The sequence below is a fragment of the Streptomyces sp. NPDC017993 genome (genome assembly GCF_044328065.1).
Classification (GTDB): domain Bacteria; phylum Actinomycetota; class Actinomycetes; order Streptomycetales; family Streptomycetaceae; genus Streptomyces.
The window spans coordinates 294,843-310,992 of record NZ_JBIRGO010000002.1; the positions used below are offsets into that span (position 1 = coordinate 294,843).

At 70.2% G+C, this 16,150-nt stretch carries 16 protein-coding genes; 8 read left to right on the plus strand and 8 right to left on the minus strand.

From position 1 onward, the window contains the following. Positions 1-55 precede the first annotated feature (55 nt). Positions 56-418: a winged helix-turn-helix transcriptional regulator gene (locus ACH4FH_RS04370; RefSeq protein ID WP_398554208.1), complete on the plus strand. Its 363-nt coding sequence runs from the start codon at positions 56-58 to the stop codon at positions 416-418. A gap of 36 nt (positions 419-454) precedes the next feature. Here ACH4FH_RS04370 and ACH4FH_RS04375 read toward each other — a convergent pair whose 3' ends face one another. Next, positions 455-889: a MarR family winged helix-turn-helix transcriptional regulator gene (locus ACH4FH_RS04375; RefSeq protein WP_398554209.1), complete on the minus strand. Its 435-nt coding sequence runs from the start codon at positions 887-889 to the stop codon at positions 455-457. Positions 890-1,234: 345 nt separating this feature from the next. Between ACH4FH_RS04375 and ACH4FH_RS04380 the strand changes: the two genes are divergently transcribed. From ACH4FH_RS04380 to ACH4FH_RS04395, 4 genes are all read left to right on the plus strand, one after another. Beyond that, positions 1,235-2,398, plus strand: coding sequence for an ABC transporter permease (locus tag ACH4FH_RS04380; protein WP_398554405.1), 1,164 nt, complete (start codon positions 1,235-1,237; stop codon positions 2,396-2,398). 242 nt (positions 2,399-2,640) lie between these two features. Then, a complete protein-coding gene (locus ACH4FH_RS04385; RefSeq protein ID WP_398554210.1) occupies positions 2,641-4,104 on the plus strand; it encodes a DUF2252 domain-containing protein in 1,464 nt (487 codons plus the stop codon). Positions 4,105-4,232: 128 nt separating this feature from the next. Further along, the gene (locus ACH4FH_RS04390) at positions 4,233-5,333 is read left to right on the plus strand and encodes a J domain-containing protein (protein WP_398554211.1); all 1,101 of its coding nucleotides are present in this window, start codon (positions 4,233-4,235) and stop codon (positions 5,331-5,333) included. Between the two features lie 9 nt (positions 5,334-5,342). After that, complete coding sequence (locus tag ACH4FH_RS04395) at positions 5,343-5,687, plus strand: rhodanese-like domain-containing protein (RefSeq protein WP_398554212.1); 345 nt, start codon at positions 5,343-5,345, stop codon at positions 5,685-5,687. Between the two features lie 298 nt (positions 5,688-5,985). Here the strand turns inward: ACH4FH_RS04395 and ACH4FH_RS04400 are convergent, their stop codons facing one another. From ACH4FH_RS04400 to paaA, 6 genes are all read right to left on the minus strand, one after another. Beyond that, positions 5,986-7,119, minus strand: coding sequence for an acyl-CoA dehydrogenase family protein (locus tag ACH4FH_RS04400; protein WP_398554213.1), 1,134 nt, complete (start codon positions 7,117-7,119; stop codon positions 5,986-5,988). Positions 7,120-7,517: 398 nt separating this feature from the next. After that, on the minus strand, positions 7,518-8,567 hold the full coding sequence (gene paaE, locus ACH4FH_RS04405) for a 1,2-phenylacetyl-CoA epoxidase subunit PaaE (protein WP_398554214.1): 1,050 nt from the start codon (positions 8,565-8,567) through the stop codon (positions 7,518-7,520). Next, positions 8,567-9,064 carry a 1,2-phenylacetyl-CoA epoxidase subunit PaaD gene (paaD, locus tag ACH4FH_RS04410; protein ID WP_398554215.1) on the minus strand — a complete coding sequence of 166 codons (498 nt, stop codon included), beginning with the start codon at positions 9,062-9,064 and terminating at the stop codon, positions 8,567-8,569. The genes paaE and paaD overlap by 1 nt, the downstream gene beginning before the upstream one ends. After that, complete coding sequence (paaC, locus tag ACH4FH_RS04415) at positions 9,058-9,771, minus strand: 1,2-phenylacetyl-CoA epoxidase subunit PaaC (protein WP_398554216.1); 714 nt, start codon at positions 9,769-9,771, stop codon at positions 9,058-9,060. Before paaC ends, paaD begins: the two co-directional genes overlap by 7 nt. Further along, positions 9,771-10,109 carry a 1,2-phenylacetyl-CoA epoxidase subunit PaaB gene (paaB, locus tag ACH4FH_RS04420; RefSeq protein WP_398554217.1) on the minus strand — a complete coding sequence of 113 codons (339 nt, stop codon included), beginning with the start codon at positions 10,107-10,109 and terminating at the stop codon, positions 9,771-9,773. The genes paaC and paaB overlap by 1 nt, the downstream gene beginning before the upstream one ends. Beyond that, the gene (gene paaA, locus ACH4FH_RS04425; RefSeq protein WP_398554218.1) at positions 10,106-11,056 is read right to left on the minus strand and encodes a 1,2-phenylacetyl-CoA epoxidase subunit PaaA; all 951 of its coding nucleotides are present in this window, start codon (positions 11,054-11,056) and stop codon (positions 10,106-10,108) included. The genes paaB and paaA overlap by 4 nt, the downstream gene beginning before the upstream one ends. A gap of 257 nt (positions 11,057-11,313) precedes the next feature. Here paaA and ACH4FH_RS04430 point away from each other — a divergent pair, with 257 nt between their 5' ends. From ACH4FH_RS04430 to ACH4FH_RS04440, 3 genes are all read left to right on the plus strand, one after another. Further along, entirely contained in the window at positions 11,314-11,892 is a 579-nt protein-coding gene (locus tag ACH4FH_RS04430; protein WP_398554219.1) for a DUF5819 family protein, read from the plus strand. Beyond that, entirely contained in the window at positions 11,889-13,382 is a 1,494-nt protein-coding gene (locus ACH4FH_RS04435; protein WP_398554220.1) for an HTTM domain-containing protein, read from the plus strand. Before ACH4FH_RS04430 ends, ACH4FH_RS04435 begins: the two co-directional genes overlap by 4 nt. 104 nt (positions 13,383-13,486) lie before the next feature. Next, positions 13,487-14,152, plus strand: coding sequence for a TrmH family RNA methyltransferase (locus tag ACH4FH_RS04440; RefSeq protein WP_398554406.1), 666 nt, complete (start codon positions 13,487-13,489; stop codon positions 14,150-14,152). Between the two features lie 120 nt (positions 14,153-14,272). On the opposite strand, the gene paaN is transcribed toward ACH4FH_RS04440, so the two are convergent. Further along, positions 14,273-15,955 carry a phenylacetic acid degradation protein PaaN gene (paaN, locus tag ACH4FH_RS04445; RefSeq protein ID WP_398554221.1) on the minus strand — a complete coding sequence of 561 codons (1,683 nt, stop codon included), beginning with the start codon at positions 15,953-15,955 and terminating at the stop codon, positions 14,273-14,275. Positions 15,956-16,150 lie beyond the last annotated feature (195 nt).

Sequence of the window (16,150 nt, forward strand, 5' to 3'; positions counted from 1 at the left end):
ACCATAGGAACTTACTTTTCTGCAGTACCCAACGGAAGCGCTGTACTCTGGGGGCATGGCGGACCACGGCGAGGCGATGTGCAGGAAGGTCGACGACGGCATGGCCCGCGTCTTCGAGCTGTTCGGGAAGCGCTGGACCGGCTTGATCGTCGCGACGCTGATGGCGGGGCCTGTGCACTTCGCCGATCTGCGGCGGGCGATCCCGGGCATCAGCGAGCGCATGCTGTCCGACCGCCTCATGGAGCTGGCGGGGACGGGCCTGGTCGTGCGCGAGGTGGATGCGGGTCCCCCGCTGCGCGTGGCCTACCGGCTCACGGAGGCCGGCCTGGCCATGGACGCGTCGCTCAAGGAGCTGGGGCGGTGGGCCGAGACCTATCTCGCCGACGGGGGGCAGTGTCCGGAGCGGTTCCGGAAGTAGGGCTCGGGTCGGCCGGGTCGCGTAGGTGCGGCTCGGTCAGCCGTGCTTCTCCTGGGCCGTGTTGTAGCGCAGCAGGTACGTCGCGAAGCGGTCCAGGTCGGTCTCGTCCCAGTCGGCCAGACGCTCGTGGAAGGCCTGGCGGCGGCTCGCGGTGACGTTCGCGAGCACCTGCGCGCCCTTGGTTGTGGGATGCAGCACCTGTACCCGCTGGTCGTCCGGGTCGACGCGACGCTCCACGAAGCCCAGTTTTTCCAGCGCGGCGATCTGCCGGCTGACCGTCGACTTGTCGAGAAAGTAGTGCGCCGCGAGGTCCGTGGCACGGCATCCCTGCTGGTCATCGAGGTGGGCGAGCAGGGTGTAGGAGACCAGCGACAGTTCCGGGTGCATGCGGGCAGCGGTCGCGCGGGCCCGCCGGGCGAACGCGGTCATCTCCTGCTGAATGGTCTCGACTGACTCGTCGCGGTGGGCCACGGCGTTGCCTTTCGTTGAAGTAGTTGTATAGTACAACGTGGATTGAGAGTTGTATTAGCCAACTACTGGCGACAGCTGAGACGACTAGCTGAGAAGGCCTGCCCCATGAGTCCGGTCCGTCATCCCGATCACCACAGTGGTGCCGTGCGCGATCACCGAAGCGACGAGCGCAGGCCCCATCGCGAGGAGCTGAGCGCATACCGCGGCGAGTCGCGAAACGGCCACAGAAGTGACCCGGCGCGTGATCAGCGTGCCGAGTACCCCGGCGTGCAGCGGGGCGCACACCGCTCCGGACACTCCGCCAGGCTGCGCCACGTCCTGACGCACCTGATCACCCCGCTGCTGATGTGCATCGGCATGGGCCTGGCCTATCTGGGCGCGTTCGCGAACCCGCAGCCGCACCACTTGCCCGTCGCGGTCGTCGGCTCGGGCCAGAGCGCCCAGCTGCTCGCTCAGTCGATCAACGACAAGTCGGGCGGCGAACTGGCGGTGCGGACGGTCGGCGACCGGGCCGCCGCGGTGGAGCAGCTCAAGCACGAGGACATCTTCGGCGCCTATGTGGCGAACGCGGGGGGAGCCAAGGCGGGCGGTCCGGGGGCGGACGAACGGGCGGCCGGTGCCGCGGAGAAGCCGGCGCCGGAACTGATCGTGGCGACCGCCGGGTCCGACACCAGCGCCTCCGTGGTGCAGAAGGTGTTCACCCCGATCGCGGCGCAGCAGGGCGCACCGCTGAAGGTCACGGACGTGGCGCCGACCGCCGAGGACGACCCGACGGGCCAGGGCATCTTCTTCCTCCTGGTCGCGATCAGCATCGGCTCGTACGCCTCGGTCGCGGTGATCGGCGGCGCCGGGGCCGTGCTGCCGCTCCGGCTGAGGGCGATGCTGGCGGTCGGCACGTCCTTCGTGGTGAGCCTCATCGGGACGGTGTTCGCCGGCCCGGTCTTCCACCTCGTCGACCATGGCCTGTGGGGGTTGTGGGGCATGGCCTGGCTGTACTCCGCGGGCATCCTGCTGATCGGTACCGGCCTGCACACCTTCCTCAAGCGCTGGACCACCCTCGGTGTGATGACGCTGTTCGTGATGCTCAACTTCACGTCCTCCGGCGGCATCTTCCGGCCCGAGATGCAGCACGGGTTCTTCGCGGCCCTGCACTCCTTCTGGAACGGGGCGGGCTTCGTCGAGGGTGTCCGCAGCCATGTCTACTTCGCCGGCCACGGCCTGACCGGGCATCTCGTGACGCTGGCGTGGTGGCTGGTCGTCGGGCTGCTGATGGTCGGCGTGGCGGCTGTGGCGGAGCGCCGGCGCCGTACCGCCGAGACGAACGCGGCCGCCAACGCCGCGGCGGTTGCGGCGGCCGCGGTGGCGGCGACGGTTCCGGAGCCGTCGGTGGGTCCCGAGCGGGAGGCGGTTCCCGGGCGGGCGACGCCTGCCGAGCGGGAGGCGGGCGAGCACGGCGCGGAAGTTGAGGAGGAGACGGAAGAGGAGATGGAAGAGGCGGTGGGGGTGTAGCCGGGCGGCTTGTGGCCCGTCGGTAGGGGCGTCTGTCCGGTGTGGGGCCCGGGCGGGCGCCCGTTTGCGTGGGGTGGTGCCCGGGGTACGCGGGGCCCACCAACCGTCCCGACCGTTGGGAAAAGAGTTATCCACAGCCCGGAGCCGGGTGGCGGATCTCTCGATAACGTCATGGTCAGGCGAAGCCGGAAACGGCCGGCGGGCCGAATCGAGGCAGTTCGTGAAGGGGGAGGTGGCTCGCGATGACGCGTGTGCCGCACGTAACGGGATTCGCCGGGCCCAAGGCGGAGGGGCCGTCGCCCAAGGCGGCGGGCCGGGCCCTGCGGGAGCGGGTGTCTCGCTCGGAGCAGGCGGCGCTGCCGGCCGCGACCGGACGGCCGGACGCGGTCGCGGCGGTCGAACTGTCCAACGTCGGACGCCTGCCGGAGCTGACGCCGATACGGGTCGGGCGGATGGCCGCGAGCCCGTTCGCCTTCCTTCGAGGGTCCGCCGGCTTGATGGCGCACGACCTGGCGGCCGGCCCCGTGACGGGCGCCGGCGCGCAGATCTGCGGCGACGCGCACGCCGGCAATTTCGGCCTCTACGGTGACGCCCGCGGCGGTCTCGTGATGGATCTCAACGACTTCGACGAGACCCTGAACGGCCCGTGGGAGTGGGACGTGAAGCGGCTGGCCGCGTCGCTGGTGCTGGCGGGCCGGGAAGCGGGCGCCGGGGAGGACAAGTGCCGGAAGGCGGCGCGGGATGCCGTGGGCGCCTATCGGCGCACGATGCGGCTGCTGGCGAAGCTGCCCGTCATCGAGGCGTGGAACGCCATCGCCGACGAGGAGTTGGTGTCCCACACCGATGCCCGGGACCTGCTGGGCACGTTGGAGCGGGTGGCGCAGAAGGCGCGTAAGAACACCAGCGCCAAGTTCGCGGCCAAGGCGACCGAGCAGTCGCCGGACGGCGGGCTGCGGTTCGTGGACGCTCCGCCGGTGCTGCGGCGGGTGTCGGACGAGGAAGCGGCGGCGGTGGCCTGTTCGCTCAGTGGCTATCTGGAGACGGTCCCCGAAGACCGGATACCGCTGCTGGCCCGGTACGCCGTGCACGATGTGGCCTTCCGTGTGGTGGGGACGGGCAGCGTGGGCCTGCGTTCCTATGTGGTGCTGCTGTTGGATCACCAAGGAGAGCCACTGGTGCTCCAGGTGAAAGAAGCGCGTGGCTCGGTGCTGGCGCCGTACGTGGAAAAGGCGGGCTTCGCTCCGCAGCCGGTGACCCATGAGGGGCGGCGAACGGTGCTCGGCCAGCGGCGTATGCAGGTCGTCAGCGACATCTTGCTGGGTTGGACGACGGTGCCGGACATAGCGGCGGGCGATGTACTCCCCGCGGGCGGGCCGGGGGCACCGACGGGTGCGAGCGACGACCGGCGTGAGGGCCGGCCCTTCCAGGTCCGGCAGTTCAGGAACCGCAAGGGAAGCGTGGATCCGACGGAACTGGCCGACGATCAGATGGACGACTACGCCCGGATGACCGGCGCCCTCCTGGCGCGGGCACATGCGCACAGTGCCGACCCTCGGCTGCTGGCCGGCTACTGCGGCAAGGGGGAGAGCCTGGACGAGGCGCTGGCGGACTTCGCGGTCGCCTACGCGGACCGAACGGAGGCCGACCACGCCGACCTGGTCGCGGCAGTGAAGAGCGGTCGAATCGCCGCGGAGATGGGGGTCTGAGGGGGCGGGGACGCAAGACATGTGCGCCCGGCGTTCCTCGGCGAGGCTGCAGCTCACGGCCCAGGGTGTCCGAGGGGAGGCGAATGGCTGCGGAGAGTGTCGGCTGATATGGGCCGTACGCTGACCGGGTGACGAACTCGCACGCGGAGAACGCGCAGGACGGCCAGGACCGACCGGACGCACCGGACGCGCTGGGCACAGCGGATGCCTCGGCCGCCCCGCAGGCATCGGACGCCCGCGGCGGCGGTCAGGACGGCGCGCCCGCCGGCCAGGACACGCCAGGCGGTCAGTACGGCCACGACAGCGGTCAGGGTGACCAGTCCGTCGGTGGTGACAGGGGTGCCGAGGGTGGCGGTGACGTCGCCGAGGGTGCTGCCAGTACCGGGGCTGCCGCTCAGGGCGGTGAGGAGGCCGGCCCGGTGATCGCGGGCGCGCCGGGTGATCAGGCGGCCCAGGACGAGGCGACCCGGCGGCTGGCGAAGGCCGTGCTGGCGGCCGAGCAGGCGCTGATCGAGTTCGAGATCGCGGTGGAGACCTTCCGGGTGGAGGTCGAGAACTTCTCCCGGCTGCACCACCAGCGGCTCGGCCCCATGTACGCGCGGCTGGACGAGCTGGACGCGCAGATCGCCGAAGCCGTGGCGGCACGTACCGGCGCGCCCGAGGACATCCGAAAGGCGCGGGAGGCACGGGCATCGGTGCTGCCGATGCCGGACGTGGAGGAGCTTTTCCACGGCTGGATCGGGTCGGAGGGGCTGTTCCCCGAGTCGCAGGCCATGCTCACCGAGCAGCCGGTGCGGCCGCCGCAGAAGGTCCGTCCCAGCGAGGAGGCCCGCAAGGTCTACCGCGATCTGGTGCGCAAGGCTCACCCGGACCTGGCACGGGACGACGCGGAGCGGGCGCGGCGGGACGAGTTCATCGCACGGGTCAACGCGGCGTACGGCCGCGGCGATGAGGCGGCGCTGCGGGAGCTGGTCCGGGAGTGGGAGGCCGGACCTGCGCCGGTCGAGGAGCGGCTCAGCGAGAGCGAGGAGCTGTACGCGCGGCTGGAGTGGCTGGCCGAGCGTAAGGAGCTGCTGGCTGCTGTCGCGGCCGAACTGGAGGAGAGCGCTATCGGCGCGATGATCAAGATGGCGCCCCAGGACCCGGACGCGCTGCTCGAGGAGATCGCCGAGAAGCTGCTCGCCGACGTCGCGGAGCGCGAGGCGTACCTCGCGCAGCTGGTCGGGTAGCGTCGAGGTATGCGATTTGGTTCTCTGCCCACGGTCGGTGTCGACGCTCTCACGTCGGAGGACTTCCTCCTGGACGTCCGGGAGAACGACGAGTGGGAAGCAGGGCACGCCGAGGGCGCGCTGCACATCCCGATGAGCGAATTCGTCGCCCGCTACGGCGAGTTGACCGAGGCGGCCCCTGAGGACGGCAAGGTCTATGTGCTGTGCCGGGTCGGCGGTCGCTCGGCGCAGGTCGCGCAGTACCTGATCCAGCAGGGCCTGGACGCGGTCAACGTCGATGGCGGCATGCAGGCATGGGAGGCCGCCGGCCGCCCTGTGTCGGATGGCAAGGGCGGGGCCGGGACAGTCATCTAGCGGGACCGTCGGCCGGCGTCGTCCGGCCTCTGCTGCCGGCCGGATGCCGAAGGCCGAGCCGGCGGCGGGTCGACCCGCAGGTGCTGAGCGGCTGCGGGAGCGGGCCAGTAGCCAGGTGCCGGGTGCCGATCCCGTACGCCGGCGCCTGGGCGTCGGCGCCTGTGCGTCGACGCGGTACGCCGAACGCCGGCCTCTTGCCCCCGTCGGCGGTGCCTGGCCGTGTCGCCCGGCGTAGCAGCCACACGTGGCTCGGGTCCTTCTCGTTCCTTCCTTCTCCCTTCTCCTTCTTCCGGGCGTCTCAGCTCAGGGGGTGCGCCGCCAGCAAGTCGCCGAGAGCCTCCTCGTGGGCGGCGGCGGGGCCGAGGGAGAGTTCGAGTTGCTTGGCCCAGGCGTGGAAGCGGTGCAGGGGATAGTCGGTGTCGGCGCCGAAGCCGCCGTGCAGGTGCTGGGCGGTCTGGACGACGCGGCGGACGCCTTCGGAGGCCCAGATCTTGGCGACCGCGACGTCCCCGGCGGCGGGCAGCGCACCGGCCGCGTCGGTGGTGATGCGCCAGGCGGCCTGCCAGAGCGTGGCCTCCATGGCACGCAGATCGATGAAGCGGTCCGCGGCCTGGACGGCGACCGCCTGGAACGTGGCCACCGGGAAGCCGAACTGTTCGCGCTTGCTGGTGTAGTCGCTGGTCATGGAGAGAACACGTTCGCCGAGGCCGAGAGCCTGCGCGCAGGTGCCGACGGTGAGGATGTTCCGTAGCGACTCCCAGGCGGCAGGGTCGGTGATCATCTCCCGGGGCTCGATGCGCACGGAGTGCAGTCGGACCTCGGCGTAGCGCTCCCCGCTGGTGGAGATCTGGTCGTCGAGGGAGACACCGTCATCGTCGCGGGACACGAGGGCCACAGCGGCATGGCCGTCGGGGGTGTGGGCGGGAAGGAGAATCCGGTCGGCGGTCGGCGCCCAGGGGACTGCGGTCTGGCTCCCGTCGAGGATCCACTCGGCCCCCTCCTGCCGGGCCTCCACGGAGAGTTCGGCCGAGTCGTGCCCGGTGCGGCCCGCTGTTGCCACGGTCACGACGAGATCGCCGGTAGCAATGCGAGGCAGCACTTCGGCGTGGAGCTCGGCAGTCCCGTAACGCTGAATCGCGAGTGCGGCCGCGCCCGACTCCAGCAGCGGTACCCGTGCCAGCACCTTGGCCGACTCGCGCAGTACAAGGCAGAGGGCGATCGCGTCCAGGCCCGCTCCGCCGTGTTCGGGTGCGACCGTCAGGCTCAACAGATCGGCGTCGGCGAGCTTGCGCCACAGCGCGCGGTCGAAGTCGTCGGCAACGGCTCCTGCCGCGAGCGCAGGGCTGGGGACGCCATCAGGAGCGACCCCCGAGAAGACGGCCTCCGCTGCTTCGACGGCGGCCTGCTGCTCCTCGGTGAAGGTGAAGTCCACTGGTCTGTCCTCCCACGCGGCGCCTCGATCTGACGAAGCGTCAAGGTAGAACAGGTTGCAGGAATTGGGAATGGTGCCGACGGAGGAATAGCCGAGGGAGGAATAGGTGAGGTGGGTGAGGATGGGCAGGCGTGCCGGCCGTGGCCGTGGGCGGGCTTGGGCGGGCTTGGGCGTGGGTGGTGCCGGTAAACGGGAGTCCGGCGTGAGGGTGGTGCACGTCGGCCGGCGGGCCAGGATGAAAGGTCCCCGCGCAGAGAAAGCAGCGGATGGGGACCCGCCGGCGACCGGCAGTGAACCGCCTGCGACTGGTGAGGCGAGGCGCTCCCGTAGGCGACGTCATGCTGGTCGGGCCGGTCGGGCAGGCGACGTGGGTGGTGAGGTCGCCTGCCGGTGCCTGTTCAGCGGTCGAAGTCCAGCTCCACCTTTTCCGTGACCGGGTGTGACTGGCAGGCCAGCACGTACCCGGCGTCGACCTCCTCGGCCTCCAGAGCGAAGTTGCGGTCCATGCGTATCTCGCCGGATACCAGGAACGCCCGGCAGGTTCCGCACACGCCGCCCTTGCAGGCGTACGGCGCGTCCGCGCGGTTGCGCAGCACCGTCTCCAGCAGCGATTCCCCGTCCTGCACCGGCCAGTTGCCGGAGCGGCCGTCGAGGGTGGCCGTCACCGTGCTGTGGGCGGGCACGGATGCGGTCGTAGCGCCCGGGGTGGTGGTGCCGTCGGCGACATGGAAGATCTCTTCGTGGATACGGCCGCGGGGCACCCCCAGTGCCCGAAGTGCCTGTTCGGTGCCCTGGACGAGGCCGTAGGGCCCGCAGAGGAACCAGCCGTCCACCGACTCGACCGTCAAGAGCGCGGGCAGCAGGGCACGCAGTCGCTCGTCATCGAGCCGGCCGGACGGCAGGCCGGCCTGCTGCTCCTCGCGGGAGAGGGTGGTGACCAGCTGGAATCGCTGGGGATAGCGGTCCTTGAGGTCGGCCACCTCCTCGAGGAACATCGTGGAGGCCGCCGTGCGGTCGCTGCGGATCAGGCAGAAGCGGGCGTCCGGCTCCCGAGCGAGCAGGGTGGCGGCGATGGACAGCACGGGGGTGATCCCGCTGCCGCCGACGATCCCGACGAAGTGCCCGGGCCGGGGTTCCAGGGTGAACCGGCCGGCCGGGGCCATCACCTCGACGGTTTCGCCGACCATCAGCTCCTTGAGCGCGTACGTCGAGAAGGCGCCCTCTTCGACCAGGCGGATCCCCACCCGCAGCACGGGCTCATCGGTGGCAGGGGTGCTGATGGAGTACGTCCTGCGGATCTCCTGGCCGTCGACCGTTCTGCGCAGCGCGATGTGCTGCCCAGGGGTGTGCCGGAAGGTGTCGCGCAGCTCGCGTGGGACCGTGAAGGTGACGGCCACCGCGTCGTCCGTGAGCCGCTCGATCTCCCGGACCCGGAGCGGGTGGAACATCACAACTCCTTGAAGTGGTCGAAGGGTTCGCGGCAGGACTCGCAGCGACGCAGTGCTTTGCAGGCGGTGGAGGAGAAGCGGCTCAGCAGGGTGGTGTCGGTCGATCCGCAGTGCGGGCAGCGGATGGTGAGATCGACGGTGACCGGCCCGTTCGCCGGGCCGGTGGGCCGCGGCGGTGCGATGCCGAACTCGGCCAGTTTCCGGCGGCCTTCTGCGGTGATCGCGTCGCTGGACCACGGCGGGCTGAGGACCGTACGGACCTCGACCTCGGGTATGCCGTGGTCGTGAAGCACGCGCTCGATGTCCGCTGACATCGCCTCGATGGCAGGGCAGCCCGTGTAGGTGGGCGTGAGACACACCTCGACGCGGCCGGGTGCCGCCAGTTTCACGTCGCGCACCACGCCGAGCTCGGCGAGAGTGAGCACCGGCAGCTCCGGGTCGGGAACCGAGCCGGCGAGCGCGCGCAGCTCCTCTTCGAGGGCGGTCGTGGTCACCATGTCGCCCCCGGGTGACTGCGGTGGAGGTGTTGCATCTCGGCGAGCATCCGGCCGAACGGCTCGGTGTGCAGACCCTGGCGGCCTGCACCGGCCGTCCAGGCGCCCCGCTGCGGCCCGTCCGGGACGGTGAGGGTGGCACGGCTCAGGATGGCGGTGATACGCGTCGTCCACTCGTCGTGCAGCGTGGGCAGGGGGACGTCCAGGCCGTCCACCGGCTCGAACAGCTCCCCGGTGAACTTCCACAGGGCGTCCACCGCTCGCTGCATACGGGCGTGGCTCTCGTCGGTGCCGTCCCCAAGGCGCAGCGTCCACTGCTGGGCGTGGTCGCGGTGGTAGGCGACCTCCTTGACGGCCTTCGCTGCCAGGGGCGCCATCTCGCCCGTGCCCGGGGCGAGATGCTCGAAGAGCAGCTCCTGGTAGGTGGAGAAGTACAGCTGGCGGGCGATGGTGTGCGCGAAGTCGCCGTTGGGCTGTTCGACGAGCTGGAGATTGCGGAACTGCCGTTCCTCACGCAGATACGCCAGCTCGTCCTCGTCGCCGGCCAGGGAAAGCAGGATGCGGGCCTGGCCGAGCAGGTCCAACGCGATGTTGGCCAGCGCGACTTCTTCCTCCAGGACCGGGGCATGGCCGGCCCACTCCCCCAGCCGGTGGGAGAGGATCAGGGCGTCGTCCCCGAGGGCAAGGGCCGGGGTGACCGTGACGTTCATCAAAGGTGCTGCACCCCGTCCGGGATCTCGTAGAAGGTCGGGTGACGGTAGGGCTTGTCACCGGCCGGCTCGAAGAACGCGTCCTTCTCGTCCGGGGACGAGGCCGTGATCTGTGCGGAGGGCACCACCCAGAGGGAGACGCCTTCGGAGCGGCGGGTGTACAGGTCGCGGGCGTTACGAAGTGCCATTTCGGCGTCCGGGGCGTGCAGGCTGCCGGCGTGGGTGTGCGACAGGCCGCGCCGGCTGCGCACGAACACCTCCCACAGGGGCCAGTCGGTGGAAGCCGCGCCCTTCCCGGCGGTCTCCGCGGTGGATCGCGCGGGGTGTGGTGTCGTCATCGGGTCGCCTCCCCCTGCTTGGCCGCATGTGCCGCGGCTGCGTCGCGCACCCAGGCGCCGTCCTCATGAGCCTGCCGGCGGCGGTTGATCCGCTCTTCGTTGCAGGGGCCGTTGCCCTTGAGCACCTCGCGGAATTCATCCCAGTCGATCGGGCCGAAGTCCCAGTGGCCCCGTGCCTCGTTCCACGTCAGGTCCGGGTCGGGGAGCGTGAGCCCGAGGGCCTCGGCCTGCGGGACGCAGATGTCCACGAAGCGCTGGCGCAGTTCGTCGTTGGAGTGGCGCTTGATTTTCCAGATCATGGACTGCGCGGAGTGCGCCGACTCGTCGTCCGGCGGGCCGAACATCATCAAGGACGGCCACCACCAGCGGTCCACCGCGTCCTGCGCCATGGCGTGCTGGGCCTCGGTGCCGCGGCTGAGCGCCAGCAGGAGTTCGTAGCCCTGCCGCTGGTGGAAGGACTCCTCCTTGCAGACGCGGACCATCGCGCGGGCGTAAGGACCGTACGAACACCGGCACAGAGGGACCTGGTTCGTGATCGCGGCGCCGTCCACCAGCCAGCCGATGGCTCCGACGTCGGCCCAGGTCAGGGTCGGGTAGTTGAAGATCGAGGAGTACTTCTGGCGGCCGGAGTGCAGCTTGTCGAGCAGCTCCTCGCGGCTGGTGCCGAGGGTCTCGGCGGCGCTGTAGAGATACAGGCCGTGGCCCGCCTCGTCCTGCACCTTCGCCATCAGGATCGCCTTGCGGCGCAGTGAGGGGGCCCGGGTGATCCAGTTGGCCTCCGGCTGCATGCCGATGATCTCGGAGTGGGCGTGCTGTGCCATTTGCCGCACCAAGGACGAGCGGTAGGCGTCCGGCATCCAATCCCGCGGCTCAATGCGCTCGTCCGCGGCCACGGTGGCGTCGAATACCGCCTCGCGAGCCGTATCTTCCGGCGCGATCGTCGTCATGTGGTGCCCCCTCGCTCCCGACCGACCGATCGTTCGGTTCAATGGTGAGTGGGCGGACCGCGGGTGTCAAGCCTGTGGATAACTCGGTGAAGGGTGTGCCCCGTGCGGCCGCCTAGGTACGGTTCCGTGGCGGAGTCAGCCGAGTGGATTCTGGGAACGGGGCGGGAATGCAGTCATACGGGGACGAAACGCGGCCATTGGCTGCGCTCTCGCTACCCTCGCGGATCGTCATAGGCACGGCAGGCTGCGTTTTCGCCGTGGTCGTCGCGATACATCTGGCCATGATGTTTCTGCATGTCGCGCCGTCGAACACGCTGAGCAAACAGCAGGGCACCTTGATCGGCGACTATGTCTATCCCGAGTACGAGCAGAACTGGAAGCTGTTCGCACCCAACCCCCTCCAGCAGAACATCGCTGTTCAGGCCCGGGCGCAGGTGCGTACCGCATCGGGGGAGGCTCGGACCACCGGCTGGACGGATCTGACCGCGCGTGACGGGCACGCCATCCTCCACAACCCGCTCCCCAGCCACGCCGAGCAGAATCAGCTGCGCCGGGGCTGGGAGTTCTACCTCAACTCGCACAACGCGCAGAACCGCTCCACCGGGCCGCGCGGCGAGCTCTCCGAGCGCTATATCCGCCGCATCGTGATGTCCCGGCTCGGTGCCGAGTGGGCCGGGGGTGGCAGGGCCGAGCGCGTCCAGGTCCGCTCGATGACGACTCCTGTCAGCCCGCCGTCGTGGAGCACCGAGAAGATCAGCGAGAAGCCCGTGTACCGCGTGCTGCCCTGGTGGCAGGTCACCGCAGACGACCTGCCCGAGGGGGCGACGAACCCGTGACTTCACCGACGCCGCAGCAGCCGCAGCACACACAGCAGCCGCACACGCCGGAGCCGAACGAACCCCAGGAGCCGCCGCAGTCGCAGGAGTTGGCACCTCAACAGGGGGCGCCACCTCAGCAGCGGGCGGAGGAATCTCAGGAGTCGGCGGCCGGGACTCCGTCGGCGCCTGCCCCTGCTCCTTACGAAGAGACTCGTATCGAGCGCGCGATAGGCCGCGGTTTTCTCAAGGCCAGTAGCCGTGCGATGGCCCCCTACCAAACCGCCGTCATCCGCATCGGTTTCGCCGCGACATGGCTGCTGTTCCTGCTCCGGGAATGGCCCAACCGCCGAGTTCTTTACGGGCCTGACAGCCCCTGGGACCTGGAAATGGCGCGCCGGCTCCTCGACGGCAACCACGCCTTCTCGGTGCTGCCCTGGTCGGACGGCATCGCCTGGTTCGAGTGCGTCTACCTGGTCGCCATCGTGGCGAGTGCGCTGCTGATGCTGGGCTGGCGCACCCGCACCATGTCGGTGCTGTTCATGATCGGTGTGCTCTCCCTGCAGAACCGCAGCATCTTCATCGGCGACGGCGGCGACAACGTCATCCACCTGATGTCGATGTATCTCGTGCTGACCCGGTGCGGGCAGGTGTGGTCGCTGGACGCGCGACGTGCGAAGCGGGCTGCGGCCGCGGCGAGGGAGGCCGGATCGCACACAGGCGCAGACGCTGCCTCCGGCCCCGACGCCGCCGCGCGCCCCTCCCTCGACGTTCCCGGCGTCATCCTGTGGACCGTCCTCGGCCTCGCACTGGCCGTGGCCCAGCTGCTCGGCAGCTACGGCCTCACCTGGTTCGAGCACGGCCCGTTCCCGCACGTCGGCTGGGGCCTGACGCTGTGGTTCCTGTGGGGGACGCACGGCGTGTGGTGGTGGGTGCAGCGGTATGCCCCCGGGGAGCCGCGCATCGTCCTGGACACCCTCGCCAAGCTCGCGCACAACGCCGCCCTGCTGGTGATCGTGGTCGAGGTCTGCCTGATCTACGCCACGGCCGGCTGGTACAAGATCCAGGGTTCGCGCTGGCAGGACGGCACCGCCGTCTTCTACCCGATGCACCTGGACTACTTCTCGCCCTGGCCTGCGCTGTCCGACGCCCTGGGCAGCAACGGTCTGATCGTCATGCTCATCACCTACGGCACGGTGATGGTGCAGGTCGCCTTCCCGTTCACGCTCTTCAACCGCCGCCTGAAGAACGTTCTGCTGGTCGCGATGATCTGTGAGCACCTCTCGATCGCGTTCCTTCTCGGGCTGCCGTTCTTCTCGCTCGCGATGATCGCTGCGGACGCGGTGTTCCTGCCGACGAACTTCCTGACCTGGCTCTCCGCACGGATCTCCGACCTGCGCGACCGCCTGTTCCGCCGCGGCGGATCCCCCGCTGCGGCCGAGGGTCCCACGGGCCCTGAGCCGGAGGCCCGTACGCACAGCGGGGGCGGTGGCCATACGCTCGTGGGGTGAGCAGCGAGAACACCGCCCAGGGCGGCGAGCGGACCGCCCCCGTGGATCAGACCACCGCCCGGGGCGGCGACGGCAGCGTGGCCGACGCGGCCGGTGCCGCCCTTGTGGTGGCCCCGGCCGGCGAGGCGGTCCAGTACGACGAGGGGTACGGGCCCAAGGTCGGCGTCGGCCCGCACCCCGAGCCCTGGCCGCAGGGTGAGCACTACGACCCCGAGCTGCTCGCGCACGGTGACCGGCGCAATGTCGTCGACCAGTACCGCTACTGGACGCGCGAAGCGATCGTCGCGGACCTCGACACCCGCCGCCACGACTTCCATGTGGCTGTCGAGAACTGGGGCCACGACTTCAACATCGGCTCGGTCGTCAGGACCGCGAACGCGTTCCTGGCCAAGGAGATCCATATCGTCGGGCAGCGTCGCTGGAACCGCCGCGGCGCGATGGTGACCGACCGCTACCAGCATGTGCGGCATCACCCGGACACCGAGGACCTCACCGCCTGGGCCGCCGCCGAAGGGTTGCCGATCATCGGGATCGACAACCTCCCCGGCGCGGTGCCGCTGGAGACGACCGCGCTGCCCCGGCGCTGCGTGCTGCTGTTCGGCCAGGAGGGCCCGGGACTGACCGAGGAGGCGCGCCGCCACGCCTCCGTCGTGTGCTCGATCGCGCAGTTCGGATCGACCCGCTCGATCAACGCGGGTGCCGCGGCCGCCATCGCCATGCACGCCTGGATCGGCCGCCATGCGCACATCGAGGCGCCGCCCGGCCTCTGAGGCCCGAGAAAGTCGCCGGCGCGCTCCCGCCGGGCAACGAGGCGACAGGGCAGGTGCTACGGCGCGCTGTGCGGGCCCGGCACCAGGCATTCAGGCATTGCCGGGCCCCGCCATGAGCACTTACGCCGGCTTGCGCACCTCCACCGTCCGGAAGCGGTTCGCCACGAATGCGCCGTCGCACAGCGCGGCATTGGCCGACGGGTTACCGCCCGAGCCGTGGAAGTCGGAGAAGGCCGCCGTCTGGTTCACATAGACGCCGCCGGTCAGGTTCAGTGACAGCTGCGCGCACTCCTCCAGGCAGGCATCCTCGATCAGTTGCTCCACCTCGGGGGAGGTGGTGTACGCGCCGACCGTCATGGCGCCCTGCTCGCGAATGGTGCGCCGCAGCAGCTCCACCCCGGCGGCCGCGGAGTCGACCGCCACGGCAAAGGACACCGGGCCGAAGCACTCCGACAGATAGGCCGCCTCCGAGCCCGGCTCGGCGCCGTCCAGCTTGACCATCACCGGCGTACGGACGGTCGCGTCGGGGAACTCGGGGTTGGCCACGGCGCGGGACTCCAGCGCCACCTCACCGAGCCCGGATGCAGCCTCGATGCGCTCCTTGACCTGCGGATTGACGATCGCGCCCAGCAGGGCGTTGGCACGTGCGTCGTCGCCGAGCAGCCCGCTCACGGCGCCCGCGAGGTCGCTGACGACCTCGTCGTACGACTTCGGGCCGGCGTCCGTGGTGATGCCGGTGCGCGGGATCAGCAGATTCTGCGGGGTGGTGCACATCTGGCCGCTGTACAGCGACAGCGAGAAGGCCAGGTTGCTGAGCATGCCCTTGTAGTTGTCGGTGGAGTCGATGACGACGGTGTTGACGCCGGCCTTCTCCGTGAAGACCTGCGCCTGCCGGGCATGCGTCTCCAGCCAGTCGCCGAAGCCGGTCGAGCCGGTGTAGTCGATGATGCGGACCTCGGGGCGGACGGCCAGCGTTTTGGCGAGGCCCTCGCCCGGCCTGTCCACCGCCAGGCAGACCAGATCGGCGGGGAAGCCGGCGTCGGCGAGCACCTCGCGCGCCACCTTGACCGTCAGCGCCAGCGGCAGCACGGCGCGCGGATGCGGCTTGACCAGTACCGGGTTGCCGGTGGCCAGCGAGGCGAAGAGGCCGGGATAGCCGTTCCACGTCGGGAAGGTGTTGCAGCCGATCATCAGCGCGACACCGCGCGGCACGGCGGTGAAGGTCTTGGTCAGCTCCAGCGGATCGCGCTTGCCCTGCGGCTTGGACCACGCTGCCTGCTCGGGGGTGCGGGTCTGCTCGGCGTACGCGTAGGCCACCGCCTCCAGGCCGCGGTCCTGCGCATGCGGGCCGCCCGCCTGGAACGCCATCATGAACGCCTGCCCGCTGGTGTGCATCACGGCCTGGGCGAACTCATGGGTGCGTGCGCTGATCCGCGCGAGGATCTCCAGACACACCGCGGCCCGCGCCTCGGGTCCCGCGGCCCGCCAGGCGGGCATCGCGGCACGCATGCTCGGCAGCAGGACGTCCACATCCGGATGCGGATAGCTGATGCCCAGCTCCGGTCCGTACGGCGAGACTTCCTCGCCCACCCAGTCGTCCGTCCCGGGCTGGTCGAGGTCGAACGGCTTGCCGCGGAGCGCCTCGAAGGCGGCCAGGCCCTCGGGTGCGGAGTCCTCGCCGTACGCCTTCGGGTGCTCGGGGTGGGGGGACCAGTACGCGCGGCTGTTGATCGCCTCCAGCGTCTGGTCGAGGGTCGGGCGGTGCTTCGCGATCAACTGCGCTGCGGTCATTTCGGCGGCCATCGATGACCAACTCCTCGTCGAGCCGGGCGGAGAGCGGATGGGGCGGAAAGCAGGGGTGCGGAATGCGAAATGCGGCGGTGCGGGAAGAGCTACGGGCAAGGGCTGAGGGACGAAAGCGTGAGTGGTGCGGTCGAGCGGCGGCCGGCGGGAGCGGATGGGGCGGACAGCGGTCGTGGAACTGGGAGTGAACAAGCC

Excerpts from the sequence above, each read along its gene's own strand:
- ACH4FH_RS04395 (WP_398554212.1), top strand. The coding sequence starts at position 5,343 with ATGCGATTTGGTTCTCTGCCCACGGTCGGTGTCGACGCTCTCACGTCG.
- ACH4FH_RS04380 (WP_398554405.1), top strand. The coding sequence starts at position 1,235 with ATGTGCATCGGCATGGGCCTGGCCTATCTGGGCGCGTTCGCGAACCCG.
- ACH4FH_RS04370 (WP_398554208.1), top strand. The coding sequence starts at position 56 with ATGGCGGACCACGGCGAGGCGATGTGCAGGAAGGTCGACGACGGCATG.
- paaB (WP_398554217.1), bottom strand. The coding sequence starts at position 10,109 with ATGACGACACCACACCCCGCGCGATCCACCGCGGAGACCGCCGGGAAG.
- paaE (WP_398554214.1), bottom strand. The coding sequence starts at position 8,567 with ATGTTCCACCCGCTCCGGGTCCGGGAGATCGAGCGGCTCACGGACGAC.
- ACH4FH_RS04385 (WP_398554210.1), top strand. The coding sequence starts at position 2,641 with ATGACGCGTGTGCCGCACGTAACGGGATTCGCCGGGCCCAAGGCGGAG.
- paaD (WP_398554215.1), bottom strand. The coding sequence starts at position 9,064 with ATGGTGACCACGACCGCCCTCGAAGAGGAGCTGCGCGCGCTCGCCGGC.
- paaC (WP_398554216.1), bottom strand. The coding sequence starts at position 9,771 with ATGAACGTCACGGTCACCCCGGCCCTTGCCCTCGGGGACGACGCCCTG.
- paaN (WP_398554221.1), bottom strand. The coding sequence starts at position 15,955 with ATGGCCGCCGAAATGACCGCAGCGCAGTTGATCGCGAAGCACCGCCCG.
- paaA (WP_398554218.1), bottom strand. The coding sequence starts at position 11,056 with ATGACGACGATCGCGCCGGAAGATACGGCTCGCGAGGCGGTATTCGAC.